General features: G+C 59.0%; 18 protein-coding genes. 6 read left to right on the top strand and 12 right to left on the bottom strand.

The genetic code is table 11. The features are described 5' to 3' along the window. The first annotated feature begins 153 nt into the window (after positions 1-153). Both BD293_RS05625 and BD293_RS05620 read left to right on the top strand, forming a co-directional pair. The gene (locus tag BD293_RS05625) at positions 154-1,401 is read left to right on the top strand and encodes a multidrug effflux MFS transporter (RefSeq protein ID WP_246086225.1); all 1,248 of its coding nucleotides are present in this window, start codon (positions 154-156) and stop codon (positions 1,399-1,401) included. A 58-nt stretch (positions 1,402-1,459) separates the two neighbouring features. After that, positions 1,460-2,851, top strand: coding sequence for a helix-turn-helix domain-containing protein (locus BD293_RS05620; protein WP_142080240.1), 1,392 nt, complete (start codon positions 1,460-1,462; stop codon positions 2,849-2,851). A 27-nt stretch (positions 2,852-2,878) separates the two neighbouring features. Here the strand turns inward: BD293_RS05620 and BD293_RS05615 are convergent, their stop codons facing one another. Continuing rightward, positions 2,879-3,382 (bottom strand): SH3 domain-containing protein, encoded by a 504-nt coding sequence (locus tag BD293_RS05615; RefSeq protein WP_142080239.1) that lies wholly within the window; start codon positions 3,380-3,382, stop codon positions 2,879-2,881. Between the two features lie 154 nt (positions 3,383-3,536). Between BD293_RS05615 and BD293_RS05610 the strand changes: the two genes are divergently transcribed. Further along, positions 3,537-4,523 carry a 2-hydroxyacid dehydrogenase gene (locus BD293_RS05610; RefSeq protein WP_142080238.1) on the top strand — a complete coding sequence of 329 codons (987 nt, stop codon included), beginning with the start codon at positions 3,537-3,539 and terminating at the stop codon, positions 4,521-4,523. Between the two features lie 6 nt (positions 4,524-4,529). On the opposite strand, the gene BD293_RS05605 is transcribed toward BD293_RS05610, so the two are convergent. The 10 genes from BD293_RS05605 to BD293_RS05560 form a co-directional block, all read right to left on the bottom strand. Next, on the bottom strand, positions 4,530-5,297 hold the full coding sequence (locus BD293_RS05605; protein ID WP_142080237.1) for a creatininase family protein: 768 nt from the start codon (positions 5,295-5,297) through the stop codon (positions 4,530-4,532). A 10-nt stretch (positions 5,298-5,307) separates the two neighbouring features. Then, positions 5,308-6,219 carry an isopenicillin N synthase family dioxygenase gene (locus BD293_RS05600; protein ID WP_142080236.1) on the bottom strand — a complete coding sequence of 304 codons (912 nt, stop codon included), beginning with the start codon at positions 6,217-6,219 and terminating at the stop codon, positions 5,308-5,310. Then, positions 6,216-6,842, bottom strand: coding sequence for an NAD(P)H-dependent oxidoreductase (locus BD293_RS05595; RefSeq protein WP_142080235.1), 627 nt, complete (start codon positions 6,840-6,842; stop codon positions 6,216-6,218). The genes BD293_RS05600 and BD293_RS05595 overlap by 4 nt, the downstream gene beginning before the upstream one ends. Further along, entirely contained in the window at positions 6,842-7,423 is a 582-nt protein-coding gene (locus tag BD293_RS05590) for an NAD(P)H-dependent oxidoreductase (protein ID WP_142080234.1), read from the bottom strand. The genes BD293_RS05595 and BD293_RS05590 overlap by 1 nt, the downstream gene beginning before the upstream one ends. Further along, positions 7,420-8,820 (bottom strand): FAD-binding oxidoreductase, encoded by a 1,401-nt coding sequence (locus tag BD293_RS05585; protein ID WP_142080233.1) that lies wholly within the window; start codon positions 8,818-8,820, stop codon positions 7,420-7,422. Before BD293_RS05585 ends, BD293_RS05590 begins: the two co-directional genes overlap by 4 nt. Then, entirely contained in the window at positions 8,817-10,091 is a 1,275-nt protein-coding gene (locus BD293_RS05580; protein WP_142080232.1) for a cytosine deaminase, read from the bottom strand. The genes BD293_RS05585 and BD293_RS05580 overlap by 4 nt, the downstream gene beginning before the upstream one ends. Beyond that, complete coding sequence (locus BD293_RS05575) at positions 10,088-10,936, bottom strand: ABC transporter permease (protein ID WP_142080231.1); 849 nt, start codon at positions 10,934-10,936, stop codon at positions 10,088-10,090. Before BD293_RS05575 ends, BD293_RS05580 begins: the two co-directional genes overlap by 4 nt. After that, positions 10,933-11,712, bottom strand: coding sequence for an ABC transporter ATP-binding protein (locus BD293_RS05570; RefSeq protein ID WP_246086224.1), 780 nt, complete (start codon positions 11,710-11,712; stop codon positions 10,933-10,935). Before BD293_RS05570 ends, BD293_RS05575 begins: the two co-directional genes overlap by 4 nt. Before the next feature lie 26 nt (positions 11,713-11,738). After that, positions 11,739-12,731: an ABC transporter substrate-binding protein gene (locus BD293_RS05565; protein WP_142080230.1), complete on the bottom strand. Its 993-nt coding sequence runs from the start codon at positions 12,729-12,731 to the stop codon at positions 11,739-11,741. Between the two features lie 146 nt (positions 12,732-12,877). Next, a protein-coding gene (locus tag BD293_RS05560; RefSeq protein ID WP_142079576.1) for an IS630 family transposase occupies positions 12,878-13,941 on the bottom strand; the annotation gives its coding sequence in 2 pieces (ribosomal slippage) (positions 12,878-13,453 and positions 13,456-13,941; 1,062 coding nt in all). 206 nt (positions 13,942-14,147) lie between these two features. Between BD293_RS05560 and BD293_RS05555 the strand changes: the two genes are divergently transcribed. Continuing rightward, positions 14,148-14,543, top strand: a complete 396-nt coding sequence (locus BD293_RS05555; RefSeq protein WP_342781389.1) for a RidA family protein — start codon at positions 14,148-14,150, stop codon at positions 14,541-14,543. A gap of 75 nt (positions 14,544-14,618) precedes the next feature. Here the strand turns inward: BD293_RS05555 and BD293_RS05550 are convergent, their stop codons facing one another. Beyond that, positions 14,619-15,398 (bottom strand): SDR family oxidoreductase, encoded by a 780-nt coding sequence (locus tag BD293_RS05550; RefSeq protein WP_142080229.1) that lies wholly within the window; start codon positions 15,396-15,398, stop codon positions 14,619-14,621. 379 nt (positions 15,399-15,777) lie between these two features. Between BD293_RS05550 and BD293_RS05545 the strand changes: the two genes are divergently transcribed. Together BD293_RS05545 and BD293_RS05540 are read left to right on the top strand one after the other, a co-directional pair. Then, positions 15,778-17,457, top strand: a complete 1,680-nt coding sequence (locus BD293_RS05545) for a BCCT family transporter (protein WP_142080228.1) — start codon at positions 15,778-15,780, stop codon at positions 17,455-17,457. Positions 17,458-17,613: 156 nt separating this feature from the next. Then, positions 17,614-18,006: a DUF2147 domain-containing protein gene (locus tag BD293_RS05540; RefSeq protein ID WP_142080227.1), complete on the top strand. Its 393-nt coding sequence runs from the start codon at positions 17,614-17,616 to the stop codon at positions 18,004-18,006. The last annotated feature ends 114 nt before the right edge of the window (positions 18,007-18,120 follow it).

Genomic DNA, 18,120 nt, shown 5'->3' with positions numbered 1-18,120 from the left:
TATGTGATACTACTTGTGCCAGCGGCAACAGGGAAGTGAAATTCAGGATATTTGCAAAGATGGGCGTGACTTATTACGCTAATTTGCAAACCCCAGAGGCGCTTGACTTTCGCTGCACTTGCGCTTCTGTTCACATGTGTAACATAAGCACATATGACAGATCGAAAGCCCCGCACCATGCTGCATGCTGCCCCTGCTGTTGACGTCAGGTTTCTGGATCGCCGGACACCGCCGCATGTGGCAACACTGGTGGCGCAAGCTTCGATTGCGGCGCTGGCGATGAATGTGTTTTTGCCATCGCTGCCATCCATGACCGAGTATTTCGGGACGGATTATGCCGTCATGCAGTTGTCGGTATCATTATACTTGCTGGTCAATGCAATCTTGCAGGTCTTTATCGGCGCAATATCCGACCGGTTCGGACGCAGACCTGTCATGCTGGCCGCATTGATTGGCTTTATTCTGGCAACAATCGGCACGTTATTTGCCACGACAGCCACTGTATTTTTAGTGTTTCGGATGATGCAGGCCGTCGTCGTGTCTGCGATTGTGCTGTCACGCGCATCAATCCGGGATGTCATGGATGAAGCGCAGGCCGCATCGCGCATCGGCTATGTCACGATGGGCATGGCGATTGTGCCCATGATCGCCCCGGCCATTGGCGGCGTGCTGGATGAAGTGTTCGGCTGGCGCGGCAGTTTCGGGCTGATGCTGCTGGCGGGGATCGGCGTGCTGTTCCTGACGTGGCGTGACATGGGCGAGACCAAGCAAAATCTGGGCGGGCCGATCAAGGGCCTGTTCGAGGGTGTGCCGGAACTGATGCGCGCACGCAGATTCTGGGGGTATTGCATCACGGCGACGCTCGCATCCGGGGCGTTCTTTGCCTATCTTGGGGGTGTGCCCTTTGTCGGCTCTCAAGTATTTGGTCTGTCACCGTCGCAACTTGGCCTGTATTTCGGCGCGCCCGCCTTGGGCTATGCCGCAGGAAACTTCCTTGCCGGGCGCTATGCCGCGCGGATCGGGATCAATCCGATGATCCTGATTGGCTGCGTGGTCGGGTTTGGCGGCATGGCCTTGTTGCTGGTGCTTTATCTTGCCGGTTTCCTGTCGGCCCCGGTCTTCTTTGGGTGCTTCATTTTCACCGGCCTTGGCAATGGGATGCTGCTGCCTTCGGCAACCTCAGGCATGATGTCGGTGCGCCCGCATCTTGCAGGCACAGCAAGCGGGATCGGGGGCGCAATCATGATTGGTGGCGGCGCAGGGCTATCTGCTTTGGCAGGCGCGATCCTGACAGTTGAAAGCGGTGCATCCCCCTTGATCTGGCTGATGGTCATAACCACAGCGCTGGCAATATTGCCGTTGTTCTATGTGCTGCACCGCGAAAACCAGATTTCAGCTTGACCGCACACATGCACTTTGCAAAGTCTGATACAGGGTTAGCAAAGTCAGTCGGGGTCATATGCCACCACAAAAACTGTATGCCGGAGCGAAACTGCGTGAAACGCGCAACCAGCTGGGGCTGACGCAAAAGGATTTCTCGGCAAAGCTGGGCGTGTCGCTGCCCTATCTGAACCAGATGGAGAATAACAATCGCCCGCTCTCGACTGCTGTGGTTCTGGCACTTGCGCGGGAATTCGGGATGGACGTCACCGAATTGTCGGCAGGCGACAGCGAGCGGCTTGTCTCGGACCTGCGCGAAGCTTTTGCCGATCCGATGTTTGGGGCAACGACCCCTGCCCTGCCCGACCTTCGGCTGGTTGGCGCGAATGCACCCGGATTTGCCCGCGCGTTTCTGGACCTGCACCGCGCCTATCGGCAAGCGCAGGAACAGCTTGCGTCGCTGGACGAGGCATTGGGCCGCGAAGACACCACCCTGCGCCTGTCCCCGTGGGAAGAGGTGCGCGATTTCTTTCACTATTGCGACAACTATATCGACCCGGTCGACCGCGCAGCCGAACATTTTGCGCAACACGGACGCGACGCCCTGTCGCTTGCGACCGAAGCGTTGGCCAAACGCAATATCATGCTGCGCTACAGCTCTGGTCGCACTTTGCGCCATCTGGATCACGACACCAAGACGTTAGAAATTTCGGCCAAGGCCACCCGCGCCACCCAAGCTTTTCAAATGCTGCATCAGGTGGCCTTGCTGACCCAGAATGACTTGCTCGAAGCGACACTGGATCTGGCGCGGTTTCAGTCAGACGAAGCCCGCTCAATCGCCAAGATCGGCCTTGCCAATTACTTCGCAGGCGCGGCCATGATGCCCTATCGCCGCTTCCAAGAGGCCGCGAGTGCAACCCGCCATGATCTGGAAGCGCTCGCCGATCAGTTCGGCGCCTCGATCGAGCAGGTGGCGCATCGGCTGTCAACCCTGCAACGCCCCGGCCTGAAGGGGGTGCCCTTCTTCTTTGTGCGCGTCGATCAGGCGGGCACCATCACCAAACGCCATTCCGCAACCCGCCTGCAATTCGCGCGTTTCGGCGGTGGCTGCCCCTTGTGGAATGTGCACCGCGCATTCGAGACACCGGGTCGCTTTTTGCGGCAACTGGCCGAAACGCCAGACGGAATGCGGTATTTCTGCCTTGCGCTGGCCGTGACGAAGGGGGGCGGTGCCTTTCATGCGCCTGTGCGGCGCTACGCCATTGGTCTTGGCTGCGAGATCGACCATGCGGGCGCGCTGGTCTATGCGGATGGTATGGATCTGGGACGCGAAGCCAGCTTTGACCCGATTGGCATATCCTGTCGCATCTGCGAGCGTGACACCTGCCATCAACGCTCGGTCCCGCCACTGGAGCGCCGTCTCAGGGTAGAGCCTGACCATCGCGGCTTGCTGCCCTACCGGATCGAGTGATGTCTGACTGACGCCGCCTTGCGGGCGTCAGTCGAACACATCCTCAGGCTCCACCCCCCAAAGATGGCGCTTCTCGCTCCAGCCGCGCGCACCGTCGATTTCCAGCCTGCACCAATCGGGCTGACATTCACGGATGCGCGCAATCACCCCACGTTCCAACAGGGCTGTAGGGGCGCTGTTTATATTGGGCTGCTGGTGAAGCTGCGCCATGTCGGTTTGCACAAGGGCAGTGCGCAAGCCTGAAAGCAGGGCGTAATGCATCCATCCGCCCATACCTTCGGAATCCTCGACCCGCCGCCAATGTTCGTATTCAGCGGTCACGCGCAGCGGAAGGTCGCGGCGCTGATAGACCCAGTCGATACGATGCGATTGATCCGGCCCGCGACGCGCATTGCCCTCAGAGGCCTTGAGCGAAACAAATCGCGGCATGGGCAGGTTCGTCACCGGCCCGCGTTCGCCAGCCTGCGACACGCTGGGGGCCAACGCAAGAAGTGTGGCAAGTGCCACGGTCCAGAAAGCCTGTAGTCTCATGTGCCTGCCTGCCCGGTTGGTCCGGGTCCTTGTCTGTTAAACTGCTCTTTATCGGTCTTGCGACCCGTTTGCGGCATTTGACCGCTTGTGGAACGGGCCGAGTGCTGGCAGTTTGCCAGAAACACCGTCAGATGCAAAGAGGTGAGACGCGCAAATGCCCAATCAACGCCTGAGTGTTGTCGTAACGCGACGCCTGCCCGAAGTCGTCGAGACACGACTGAAAGAACTCTTCGATGTAGAGCTGCGCGAGGATGACACCCCCATGCGCCGCGAAGAGATCGCAGAGGCGATGCGCCGCGCAGATGTGCTGGTGCCCACCATCACCGACGAGATTGACGCGACCTTGATGGCGCAAGCGGGCAACCGATTGAAACTGATTGCAAATTATGGTGCGGGCGTGGACCATATTGATGTGCATTCCGCCCGTCAGCGCGGCATTCTGGTGGCCAATACACCCGGTGTCGTGACCGATGACACGGCCGACATGACCCTGGCGCTGATGCTGGCTGTGACCCGACAGATCCCGCAAGGTCTGGCTAAGATGCAGGCCGATACATGGCGCGGTTGGTCCCCTATGGCGCATCTGGGCACGCGGATCGGTGGCAAACGTCTGGGGATTCTGGGCATGGGTCGCATCGGGCAAGCTGTGGCGCGCCGCGCGCGCGCCTTCGGAATGCAGGTGCATTACCACAACCGCCGCCGTCTGCGCCCCGAAGTCGAAGACGCGCTGGAAGCGACATGGTGGGAAAGTCTGGACCAGATGGTCGCGCGGATGGATGTGATATCGATCAACTGCCCGCACACCCCCTCGACCTTTCATCTGATGAATGCGCGGCGGTTGAAGCTGCTCAAGCCAAGTGCGGTCATCATCAACACCTCGCGCGGTGAAGTGATTGACGAAAACGCCCTGACACGCGGCTTGCGCGCGGGCGAGATAGCGGGCGCAGGGCTGGATGTGTTCGAGCGCGGCCATGACATCAATCCGCGCCTGCGCGAGTTGCCCAATGTGGTTTTGTTGCCGCACATGGGGTCAGCCACACAGGAAGGTCGCATCGAGATGGGCGAGAAGGTTATTCTGAACATCAAAACCTTTGCCGATGGCCACCGTCCACCCGATCAGGTGTTGCCGGGAATGCTGTAACGCGCGTCAGTCCGGCAGGTCATGCGCCGCGACCTTGCGCAGCAAATCAACGAAACCCGCAACATAATGGGCCGCCGTCTGGTGGCCCTTTTGCGCTTTTGCGATGGCGGCATTTCCCACAGTTCCAGCCGGGTTCAGATCACTTGATATCCAGCCATAGGATACCGGCCCGATGGGAGAGATTGTGGCCGCTTCGGCGGTTGAACGGAAATCTTGCGCGCAGGCCATATCCACCAGTTCAGGGCGAAAGGCCAGCATCAGCGATGTCTCGACATCGCCGCCATGAATGCCGAAAGCAAGTTCTTCGGGCGGGTACAGACCCGTGGGCTGGCCAAAGCTGCCCCATTGGCATTTCACCGCCAACATTCCCGCCTGCACCCGCAATTCGCGGCTGAGAATCGAGACAAGGTCCAGATTTCCGCCATGGCTGTTGACGATAACGATCTTTTTCACGCCCGCCCGCGCGACTGACAGGCCAATCTCGACCCAAGCACGCAAAGCAGTCTCGGCACTCAGTGTCAGGGTTCCGGGCGCATGCAGATGCTCGTTCGATTTGCCGACTGTTTGCACAGGCAGGATGCGGATATCCAATTCCTCAGGGCAGGACTGGCGCAAGACATCCAGCAAGCCTTCGGCAATCATGGTGTCAACACCGACGGGCAGATGCGGGCCATGCTGCTCAATCGCCGCTGTGGGCAGAATGGCGATGGTGCGCATCGGGTCGATGCTGCCATATTCGGTGGTGCGATACTCTGCCCAGTCAAGCCGCCTCATGTCCTGATCCTTATGTCTTGTAGGTCGCATCCAGCCGCGCGCGCAGATACGCCGCGCCTGTGACGGATGGATATTTGGGTGCCCCTGTCCCCGGCAAGGCCGCGATCAGCGCATCGGGGTTCGGGTCCAGAAAAAAGGCGACCGACTGGCGCGCCCGTGGTGGTGGCAACACCCGGTGCGGGGTTGAGACATAAATGTCATTGGTCCAGCGCATCAGGCAATCGCCAATATTGACGATGAACGCGTCCGGTACATGCGGCACATCCAACCAGTCGCCGCCGCGCGGGCGCACCTGCAACCCCGGCGCGCCATCGGTCATCAGCAATGTCAGCGCGCCGTAATCCGTATGCGCGCCCGCACCGATTTCATCGCCTGCACCGCTGGCAGCGGGGTAGGACAGCAGCCGCAGCGTGGCCATGGGGGCGTCGAATGACGACGCGAAATGATCGTCCGGCAGGCCGAGGTCACGCGCAACCGGCTTGAGCAGATCGACACCCAAGCCCCAGACCGCGCCAAAATATTCCAGCATAGTGGCGCGAAACTCCGGCAGATCGGGCCAGAGATTGACACCGCGAAACGGCTCGCCCGCCAGAACGCGCGGATCATCGGGGGCAAGGTCCAGCCCGATATTGAACGCCTCCTTGCGGTCGCGTTGCGCGCTTGTCTCATCCAGCGATTCAGACCCCATATAGGCCCAGCCGCGATTATGCGGATTTGTTGCGATGGACAGCGGGGTCTTGTCATCCTCACCCAATGCGAAAAACTGCGCGGCCTGTGCAAAGATTGCCGCGTTCAGATCAGGCGCGATGCCATGACCCTTCAGCAGAAAGAACCCCGTCTCGCGGCAGGTCCGGCCCAGCGCTTGCGCAAAGGCATCCGGGTCCGTGGCGTAGTCTGACCAATCGAGCAGCGGAAAGGTCATGCCTGCACCTGCGCGCGTTGGGGCACAGGCCCGATCAGCCGCGCCATCTTCCGCCCGACCCGCGCCAGATGCGCCTTGCGGCTGGCGGGGGTAGAGCTGTCCATCAGGTAATGCGCGGCAAAGGCCGTGCGGCAGCGTTTGGCACAAAGCAGCCGCACCCCGCGCAATAGCGTGCGCTTGCCCGGCGCACCCACGAAAAACGTCAGCCACCGGCTGGCCCCGCAGGTGGTGAACACCCCTAGCCGGGTGATCTGCGTCAACCCCGGCCTGATCGTCTTGTTCACACCATCCGGCATCAAAAAGGCCACGTCCGGCAGCATCACACGGTCAAGCCATCCCTTGAGCATCGCAGGCAGGCCGTACCACCATGTCGGATAGACGAAAATCAGCGTGTCGCACCATTGCAGATCATCCGCTGCCTCGGCCACTGGCGCGCGATTGGCGGGGCTCTCAAGATATCCCTGCCATTCGGATTGTGTCAGGCTGGGCGCAAAGTCCCCTGCATAGAGGTCGTGCACACGCACTGTGGCGCCCGCCTCTTGCAGGTGGTGAACGACAAGATCACGCACCGCCGCAGTAAAGCTGGCGGGATCGGGATGGCAATAGACCACAACTGCACGCATTAAAGTGCCTCCATTTCGCGCCCGACTCGGGACAGGAATGCCGCACGTTTTGCTGCATCTGCGCGGTTCATGTCATAGAGCGCAAGATAGCGCAGTTTGTCGGGGCGTGTCACATGCCAGACCGCGCGTTTCACCACATGGCGCGGCGGATCGCCTGCCATGATCGCGCGCAGACGGGTGCCGCCGTAGGTGGTGACCGCCGCCAGCTTGCGGATATGTGTCAGGTTGGGCACGACTTTGCCCCCTTCCAGCCGGAACGACACGCCAGGCAGAAATACGCGGTCGAAAAACCCTTTCAAGATGGCCGGATAGCCGAAGTTCCAGACCGGGAAGACCAGAACGAGGGCTTGGGCCGCGCGCAAGCGCTCCACATAAGATGCGACAGGCGCGATGTTGGGGCCGACATCGTGGTAGCCACGCCGCTCTCCTTCGGTCAAAACGGGTGAGAAACCTTCGGCGTTCAGGTCGCAATCATCCACATCCCACCCGCGCGCGGTCAGCCTGTCCACCACGACATCATGCAGCGCGGCGGAAAAGCTTTCGGCGCAAGGATGCGCGAACAGAACCAGCGCACGTGTCATTCAGCGGCTTTCATGCCGGGATAGGAATAGATGCGCTCAAAGCCCCAATTCGGGTCGTCCCAAGCAATCATCTTGCCGGGGTTCAGCAGACCCTTTGGATCAGCCTCTCGCTTGAAATTCAATTGGCGGTCATCGACCGTTTGGCGCCCCCCCTCCTCCAGCGTGAAGCGGTGGGGGTTAAAGATCATGCAGCCTGCCTCCTCGTGCAGGCGCACAATTTCGTCCAGACGTTCCTCAGTGGTGAATTTCACAAGGCTCAACCCCGCGAACATGACCTTGCCATTTTCGCGGATGACTTCCAGATGCTGCAACACTTCCGGTGAAAGCGCCTCGCGCATGGTGCGCACTTTCTCCGCATGGGTGGGGTAGCCATAGCGCACTTGCAGATAGGTGATGCTTGGGTCCACCTTTAGCGCGCGCAACGTGGTGTGGTTCCAGCCATATTCGAACACCGGGCCGGGATCGCGCGCCCAGTCGTTGGCCCCAGACTGGTAGATAACCTTGGCCGCAGGGCGGCGGGCGGTAAAGGTTTCAAACCCGTCCATCGACTGCGGCGCAACCATGATACCCACAAGATGGGTTTTCTCGGTCACATAGGGGGCGACGCGCTGGAAATAGCTGTGCGCACAGGGCGCTTCATAAAGGCTGGCGATCTTGATGAGGATGCCGTCCTGATTGGCGAGGTCTTCGGTATAACCCAGCGCTGCGTCGAAATCTTCAAACGCCACAAACAGGCCCACCCAATCATAGGCAGGGGCCAGCGGCATTTCCAATTCAGTGATAATGCCGTTGGTGCCGTATGCGTGGCTGACACGGGCCAATTCCTCGCCACGGAACTCCAGAATGCGCGGCTCCTCCTCCATCGTGACCACGCGCAGGCGGATGATATTGCCAAGGTCGCGCAAACTGCCCCAGGTGCAAGACCCGACACCGCCTGACCCGCCTGCGACAAACCCGCCAATCGTGGCCGTGGCCCAAGTGCTGGAGAACATGCGCAACTCCTGCCCCGAATCCGCCTTGCACGCGGCATCCACGTCTTTCAGCAGGCAGCCCGGTTCCACAATCACGCGGCCCGGAAACACCGACTTTACCGCCGCCATGTTCTTCATGTGCAGGATACAACCGCCCGCCATTGGCATGGCTTGCCCATAATTGCCTGTCCCTGCGCCGCGTGTGGTCACGGGCACATCATGGGCGTAGCAGACTTTCAGCACCTCGATGACTTCGGCCTCATTGCGGGGGGCCACCACGAAATCCCCCAGCAGGTGATCCATCCGGGGCTTGAGCACAGGCGAATACCAAAAGAAATCACGCGATTTCGCCCGGATCGAGACAGGATTGTCGTCAAGTTCCAGATGCGACAGGGCAGCTTTGGCGGCGGCAACATTGGGGGTCATGGCGTCCTCATGAGATGGTCAAGTTCGGCATAATCAGGCAGAGTGCGATCAATCGCCCGGCCCGCACGCAGCACGATCCGGTCAGATTGCGGGCGGGCGAACAATTCGGTCCAGTTACGCGCGCGGGTGATGACAAGATCCGCAGGCGCGCCGGGGGCAAGCGAGGGCGCATCAAACCCGCAGGCACGGGCGGGGTTGGCAAGGAACGCATTGATCCAGTCAGGGTCGGAATGGTCCAGATGGGCAATGCGCGTCGCTTCGCGCAGCACTTCCATCATGTCCAGATCACCATATGCATAGAACGGGTCGCGCGTGTTGTCGGATGCAAAACTGACATTGATCCCGCGCGCCTTCATCTCATGCACCAGCGTGATGCCCCGCCAGCGCGGGGTGCGCGCCGGTGTGCGGTCTTGCAGATACATGTTGCACATGGGAAGCGAGACGATGTTCAGCCCTGCCTTCGCCACCAGATCCAGCGTCTCAAACGCCTCTCCCTCGGGCTGGACTGCAAGCGAACAGCAATGGCCCACAGTGACAGGGCGTTCAAAACCCATTTCCAGCACGGTTTCGGCAATGGTGCGCAGGGTGCCGACGCTGGGATCACCGGTTTCATCGGCGTGAAAATCCAACTCCAGCCCGCGATCTATCGCCAGTCGGAACAAGCCGCGCAAACGGTCGCGCAACCCCTCGACAGGATATGTCACCAGCCCCAGAACCCCGCCATGTTCGGCGACGATATCGGCTGTGCGGGCATAGTCGCCCTGCATATCTGCCCGGTCAATCCCCGCCAGTGAAGAGGCTTGCAGATCAATGCGCCCCGCCCATTGCGCGCGCAATTCGGCAAAGACAGGCCATGAAATCGCGTCTTGCGGCGCGATGCTGTCAATATGGGTGCGGATGGCGCGGGTGCCGTGCGCATAGGCGCAGCGCAGCGCAAAATCCATGCGCGTGCGGACGTCATCTGCGCTCCAGTTCGCTTCGCGGTCCGCGCCCACAGTTTCCAGCGCGCCCATGAAACTGCCATCGGGGTTGGGGTTGCGCGGCCAGATATGGCCCTTGTCCAGATGCGTGTGCATGTCGATGAAACAAGGCAGCACCATTGCGCCGCCCATATCGATATGCGGCACATCCGTGCGGTCAGACAGGACAGCGCCGTCAACTGTTACGGCATATGGCGCCAGCCCGCCTTCCTGCCCCAGCAGGCAGGATGGCACGGTTGCATTCTCCAGCCGGAACGGGCCAGAGGTGGGAAGTTTCTTGAAATCGGTCATGTTTCTCGTTTCACGGCGCTTTCATGCCATTTGCGCAGCAGCATGTGGCTGAGGAAGGACAGGCCCGCGAAGATCACCACACCGGTCAGCGCAATCAGGATCAGGGCGGCGAACATACGCGGAATGTTCAGCCTGTATCCCGCCTCCAGTATGCGAAAGGCAAGCCCTGATCCGATTCCGCCAGTGCCCGCCACATACTCGGCCACAACCGCCCCGATCAACGCAAGCCCCCCCGCAATGCGTAAGCCCCCCAGAAAATAGGGCAGCGCAGATGGCAGGCGCAGGTAGCGCAAGGTCTGCCAGCGCGTCGCACCATAGATGCGAAACAGATCACGCAGATTATGGTCGGCAGAGTTCAGCCCCAATGTGGTATTGGCCAGCACCGGAAAGAACGCGACCAGCCACGCGCAGATCAGCAAGCCCGCCGTTCGGCTGTCGACATAGATGAAAATCAATGGCGCGATTGACACCACCGGGGTGACTTGCAGGATGACCGCATAGGGGTAGAAGGACATCTCGACCAGCCGGCTTTGGGTGAACAAAACCGCCAGCCCGACGCCCCCGATCACCGCCACGGCCAGCGCCATCAGGGTGATCTGCAACGTGACCAACAGCGCGTCAAACAGCATTGGCCAGTCTTTGATAAGGGTCTGCAATACCAAACCGGGGCGCGGCAGGATGAAATGCGGGATTTCATTCCACACCACCACCCTGTCCCAAACCCAGATCATGGCGATCAATACGGCCAAGGGCAGCAACCATCGGCCAAAGCGGTCAAACCTTTGAATACGTTGGCGGCGCAGGTCTTCTGCATCGAACAGGGGGGTGTTGTCGGCAATGCTCATACGTGCTCTCCCATCGCGTCATGCAGCGCCTCTGACGCTTGCCGACACAGTGCGGCATAATCGGCCGAGGTTCTGAACTCCTCATTGCGCGGATAGGGTGCATCGACCGTCACTTCGCGGATCACCCGCCCCGGTCGCGCGGCCATGACCACGATCCGGTCCGACAGGAACACGGATTCAAACACCGAATGCGTGACAAAAATTACAGTGCAGCCAATCTTTGCCTTGAGCTTGAGTAGATCATTGTTCAGCCGAAAGCGCGTGATTTCATCCAATGCCGCAAAGGGTTCGTCCATCAGGATCAGGCGCGGTTTGGTGACCATTGCGCGGGCAATAGACACGCGCATTTTCATGCCGCCCGACAATTCGCGCGGATAAGCGTCCAGAAACTTCTCAAGGCCGACCAGACGCAGCGCCTCCAACACCTCGTCCTTGACAGATGCATAGCTTTTGCCCTTCAGCCGGAAGGGCAGCCAGACATTCTGCGCCACAGTCGCCCAAGGCATCAGCGTCGCTTCCTGAAACACCACACCAAGGTCATTCTCGGACTGCCCGCCTGCCCAGACGATCCGGCCTGCACTTGTGCTGGACAAGCCCGCGATCAGGCGCAGGGCGGTGGATTTCCCACACCCAGACGGCCCCAGTAGCGAGATGAAGTCGCCTTCATTGACCGACAGGTTCATGTTGCGCAATGCCACCACATTGCCGTTGAAGGTCTTGGTGACATTGCTCATTTCCAGCACAGGTGGGCGCTGACCCAAAGGCGGGCTTTTCATAAAACCTCCGCTAAGTGGCTGCACCCTTATTCGGGGCGCAGCTCCATGCCCAGACCGTTGCCCACGAAGTCGAAACTGACCGATGATGTCCAGTCCAGACCGGCATCGACCACCCCTGCTTCAACCATTGAGGTGTAGAACCCCTCAACAGCCTCATGGGTCATGGCCCCGATCCCCAGTTCCAGCGTATCGCCGCTGTCAACGATGCCGTTGTCGATCATCATCTCGATGGCGAAGTCGATCTTGTCGCGGGTCATGTCGGGATTGGCTTCGAGGATCATGGCGATTGCGTCCTCGTTCTCGCCATAGAGGAAATTATACCACCCCAAGATCGAGCCATTGACGAAACATTCCACCACTTCGGGGCTGTTGTCGATTGTGGACTGCATCACCTCGACCGTGGTGGCATAGGTGGAATAGCCTGCATCCGCGATCAGGAAGACATTGGGCATGAAGCCCGCCTCGGACTGGATCGCATAGGGCTCGGATGACAGGAAACCCTGCATTCCGGTGCGCGTATTGGCAAGGAACGGTGCCGGATTGAATGTATAGGGCCTGCGCTGCTCGACCGTGAAGCCGTGGGCCGCAATCATCCACTGGTAATAAGAGGTGAAGCCATTGTCGCCAATCAGCAGGGTCAGGTCTTTCAACTCTTCCCAAGTATCCGCTTCGCCCGGATGCGAGATGATGACCTGCGGGTGTTTCTGGAATGTTGCCATCACCGCCACGACCGGAATATTTTCAGAGGCCGCATTGAACGCCTGCAACAGATCACCGCCCATGTGAAACTGGATACGGTCCGCCATCAGCAGCGCGCCGTTATTCACCTGCGGTCCACCTGAAACGATGGTGACATCCAACCCGCATTCAGCATAGGTGCCGTCGGCAACCGACTGATAGAACCCGCCATGTTCCGCTTGGGGCAGCCAGTTGGTGCCAAAGGTCACTTCGGTCAGGGCATGTACGGGCGCTGACATGGCCCCTATCGCGGTGCAGAAATATAGCGTCTTGCGTATCATCTTTCTGTCCTATGTCTAGAAACTCAGAAAATGATCCTGCCCATTACCACGCCATCTCCAATCATCAGACGAGGTCCGCCCCCAAAAGACCGAAACTGTGCTTAATTTGTGATCAGTTATGCAGACCTTATACCAATCAGCATTGATCAGAACTCTTGAGCCCAGTCGCGGGTTCCAATGGAGGTGATTGTGTCGGGCATGCTGACCAATTTGTTCCAAGCCTTGCAGCAATGATCTACGATGTCTTCATAGGTTTCGAAGATGAGGTTTGATAGCCAGTTGTCTCGCATGAATTGCCAGATGTTTTCGACTGGATTGAGTTCTGGGCATTTTGCGGGGATCGGGATGATGGTGATGTTGTCCGGAATGACCAGCTTGTCAGTCATGTGCCATGCGGCTTGATCCACGAGCACAGCCCCATGTGCTTTGGGTGCGACAGTTTGGGAGATTTCAGCAAGATGCAGGGCCATCGCTTCGGTATTGCACGCTGGCAGCACAAGACCTGCAGCTTTCCCGAGGGCTGGGCAAATCGCTCCAAAGATGTAGCTTGAACTCGTGCGCTGATCATGTGGGGCGGAAGGTCGCGTACCGCGCTTCGCCCATCGGCGCGTGATCTTGTTTTTCTGGCCGACACGCGCTTCATCTTGGAACCAGACTTCGATCACAGTGCCTTGCAGGAGCCGTGCGCGGAGCTTTGCTACTGCGGCTGCAAACCCTTTTTTTTAAAGTCCTCCAGTGCGGCTGTATCTTGCGCGTGATGGCGCGGGCGTGCTGTGAGTTTGACATAACCAAGCGCCCTGAGTTCCCGGCTTATCGACGTCTCGTGAAGTGAAATCCCAAATGTGTCTGCAATCCATTTCCTCAGATCACTCAGGCGCCAGCGGACGACCCCATGGACCGATAAGGTCGGACCGCTCTCAACAATTGCAGCAAGCGCCCTGCGCTGCTCATCGTTAAGCTTAGACTGCTGACCAGGAGCTTTGCCGTTGATCAAGCCGTCAGGCCCGCGGGCATTAAACCGCTCCACCCAGTCACGGACAATTTGTAGGCCAACACCACCAATCCGAGCAGCATCGCTGCGCCGACCGCCATCATAGATCTCCGCCAGCGCCAAAAGCCTGCGGGCTTGGTTGGCATCCTTTGTCTTTCGCGCAAGTTCTCTCAACTTCATGCCGTCGTAGTCTGTCCGTAACGCGAGCGCTGCGCCCATAGAGAGGCCCTCCCCAGAAAATCTGACGCCATTGAGTCAGATCTTCATAGATTTGGGAATCCCAAAACCCTCAGAAGAGTCAGATTTCGCGAGACTTGGTATTAGCCTATTTTATGGACTCTTGGTAGCCTGACCGGCAGACGCCACCTGATAGAATCAGGATGGTCGTGATTGTGTTGTCCCACAACAGACCCAGCACAACGGATATGACACAGATGCACAGCCTGAACCCAACCAGCCTGCCCCCCCCCTTCGCGCACTACGTGCATGGTCGGGTCGTTCCCGAAGGGACACGCCTGATCATGACATCGGGCCAGTTGCCTGTGCGCAAGGATGGCAGCACGCCCGACGGGGCCGAGGCACAGGCGACGCTGTGTTTTGAGAATATCGCGGCAATTCTGGCGCAAGCGCAGGCGGGGGCAGAGCATGTGATCCGCGTGAATGCATTTGTCACGGAACGGGCGCATATGGCGGGCTATATGGCTGCGCGCGACGCGTATTTTGCCGATTGCGCCACGCCACCAGCCTCGACACTGGTGATCGTCACAGGTTTCACACGGCCTGAATTTCTGGTCGAGGTTGAGGTGACCGCCGCAATCTGAAATCCGCGGCGGTACGCAGCCTTGGCCGCATCCCGCCTTATTGACCCTGTTTGAAGGGCATCGCGGACAGGCCGCTTACAAAGTCGCGTTCACGGCACCGCCATCGAGCAGCAAGTTCTGACCGACGATAAACCCAGCATGTTCCGAGCAAAGAAAGGCACAAGCTGCGCCAAATTCAGCCGCTGTGCCGTAGCGCCCCGCCGGAATGGTCGCCGCCCGCTTGGCGCGGGCTTCTTCCATTGTGATCCCTTCGGCCTTGGAAACACCACCATCCAGCGCTGTCGCGCGGTCCGTGTCATGGATGCCCGGCAACAGATTGTTAATCATAACACCCTTGCCAGCAACCTGCCGCGAGGTGCCCGCCACATAGCCCGTCAAACCGGCGCGGGCAGAATTTGACAAACCAAGCACGGCCAGCGGTGCCTTGACCGATTGCGAGGTGATGTTGACCACCCGGCCCCAACCGCGCGCCATCATGCCCGGCACAAGTGCCTTCATCAGCGCAATGGGCGTCAGCATATTGGCATCCAGCGCCTTGATGAAATCTTCGCGTTCCCAATCGGTCCACATGCCAGGTGGCGGGCCGCCTGCGTTGGTGACAAGAATATCGACATCGCCAGCCACATTCAGCACTTGCGCGCGCCCGTCTTCGGTCGTGATGTCTGCCGCGACAGTCGTAACCTCTACGCCGTACAGATCACGAATGGCCGCCGCCGCCTCTTCCAGCGCGTCACTGCCGCGGGCATTCATGACCAGATGTACACCTTCTGCCGCCAATGCCTCGGCGCAACCGCGCCCCAGACCCTTGGATGACGCACAGACAAGTGCGCGCTTTCCTGAGATTCCCATATCCATTCGCTATCCCTCCACATGCAGATTTAGCTTCATTTAGCATTCGCAGGCGCAAGCGACCAGCGACTTAAACCGACACTGCAATGTCGGTAATCGACTTTTGTCTACCACAGGGGGTGCCATTCCCTGATCAGACCATGCTACGGTCATGTGTTCATATCAAATTGCCCCCTGACAATCGAAGGAGGGACCATGTTTCGGAAAGTCATCCTTCCGGTCGATCAGACATATATCGACCATGCGATCCGCACCTTGCAGGGTGCATTTGATCAGACACTTCCGCGTGGGGAGTGGCGCTGCTCAGGCGGTGCACAATCCACCCTGACGCACGGGAACTGCCGCAAAAAATCAGCGGCACGTTAAAACAAAAACGGAGAGTATCATGGCGAACAATGACGATGACGCCAATCAGGAGCCAGCGGAAGAAGCGCTGCGCGAACCTGAAGGCGCGTCCGAACTCATCGACACCGAATACGAAGTCGGTCAAGACAATATCACACCAAAGATTGGCCCCTTAGGGCTGGACATTCACAACCCGGTTTTTGGCATTTCAGCCATTGTGGTGGTGGTGTTTGTTGTCATCACATTGCTCTTTCAGGATGCGATGGGGGCGGCGCTTGGCGCGACGCGCAACTACCTGACCTCGAGCTTTGACTGGTTCTTCCTGATGGCAGGCAATATCTTCGTGGTTGTCTGCCTGGGCATTCTGGTATCGCCACTTGGCAAAGTCCGGATCGGGGGCGTAGATGCGACGCCCGATTTTGGTTATCTGGGCTGGTTTGCCATGTTGTTCGCTGCGGGCATGGGCATTGGCCTGATGTTCTTTGGTGTGCTGGAGCCAGCGTATTATTTCGCCACACCTTGGGGTGATCAACCCCTCAGCCGCGAGCTTGGCATTGTGGACGGGGCCTTGATGGACCCGGCCGCTGTGGAGGCAGCGCGCCTGACCGCAATGGCGGGGACAATCTATCACTGGGGTCTGCACCCTTGGGCAATCTATGCCGTGGTGGCGCTGTCACTGGCGTTGTTTGCCTATAACAAGGGACTGCCGCTGACTGTGCGCTCTATCTTCTACCCAATTCTAGGCGAGCGCATCTGGGGCTGGCCGGGCCATGTCATCGATATTCTGGCCGTGTTCGCCACGCTGTTCGGGCTTGCCACCTCGCTTGGGTTTGGCGCGCAGCAGGCCTCCGCAGGGATTGGCTATGTCTTCGGTATTGAAGGCATCAATGATACAGTCACTTTCGCGGTCTTGCTGATTGCGGGTATCACCGGCCTTGCGCTGATTTCGGTCCTGCGCGGGCTGGAGGGGGGCGTCAAGCGACTGTCCGAACTGAACATGATTCTGGCCATCATCCTGTTGGTCTTCGTCATCCTCGTTGGGCCGACATTCCTTCTGGTATCGCAGTTCTTTGGCAATGTAGGCGCCTATTTCTCCGAGATCTTTGCGCTGTCAAATCCTGTCGGGCGCGATGATGACGGCTATCGTCAGGGATGGACGGCCTTTTACTGGGCATGGTGGATCAGCTGGTCACCTTTCGTAGGCATGTTTATCGCCCGCGTCAGTCGGGGGCGTACAGTGCGCGAGTTTCTGACCTGCGTGCTGTTGATCCCGACCTTTGTCTCGGCCATCTGGATGACCGCCTTTGGCGGCACCGCAATTGATCAGATGATCAATCATGTGACCGAAAGTGCAGTCTTTGGCTTCGTGATCGAGGCATATGTACCGGAACTGTCGTTGTTTGGCATGTTGTCCGAATTGCCGCTGGCGGCAATTACGTCAGTCATCGCAATTGTCCTGGTGATCGTGTTCTTTGTCACATCATCTGATTCCGGCTCGCTGGTCATCGACACGATCACGGCTGGCGGCAAGATCAATGCGCCTGTCAGCCAGCGCGTGTTCTGGGTGATCTTCGAAGGGCTTATCGCAGCGGCCTTGCTGCTGGGCGGTGGTCTGGTGGCGCTGCAAGCGGCCTCTGTCTCGACCGGGTTGCCGTTTGCGATCGTGCTTTTGTTTGCGTGTTATGCCCTGATCAAAGGGCTGATGAGCGAACCGCGATAAAGCCGCGAGAACTGAAAACTCCGAAGGGCGCCCCAGCATCGGGGCGCCCTTTTGCGTCGGGGCATGTTTCCATTATGCACAGTGCTTTACGCAAGGTCGTGCTTGTCAGCGACACAGGTTCTGAGGAAGCTGTCCTTCTCTGGGAGGAGTATTCACATGCGTACACTGACACTCACTGCTTTTTTGCTGTCCTCACTTGCCCTGCCTGCCCTTGCAGATCCGGCACATGGACTTTGGAAGACACAACCTGACGACAATGGAAATTTCGGGCATGTCCGTATTCAGACCTGCGCGAACGGCAAAATCTGTGGCGGCCTTGTGACCGCGTTCGATGGCGCGGGTCAGCAGATCGACTCCGCCAATATTGGCCGCGCAATCGTGTGGGACATGGAACCCGCAGGCAGTGGCCAATACAGCAATGGCAATGTCTATGCACCTGACCGCGACCGCACCTACAACGCCAAAATGGAGTTGCGCGGCCAGACGCTCGGGGTTTCTGGCTGCGTCGCGTTTGTATGCCGCGAGTCGCAATGGACACGCGTTCAGTAAGTCAGGCTGATCTGTAATAAGCGCCCTTTGCGGTCTGTACCGCAAAGGGCGTTTTGCGCTAGATGATATTACGGCTTTCGCGCTACTGTGCCCTTGGGACAAATTACAGGTTGC

The sequence above is a fragment of the Roseinatronobacter monicus genome (genome assembly GCF_006716865.1).
GTDB lineage: Bacteria > Pseudomonadota > Alphaproteobacteria > Rhodobacterales > Rhodobacteraceae > Roseinatronobacter > Roseinatronobacter monicus.
Note: the sequence above shows the minus strand (reverse complement) of the source record. Positions and strands in the feature narration are given on the sequence as shown.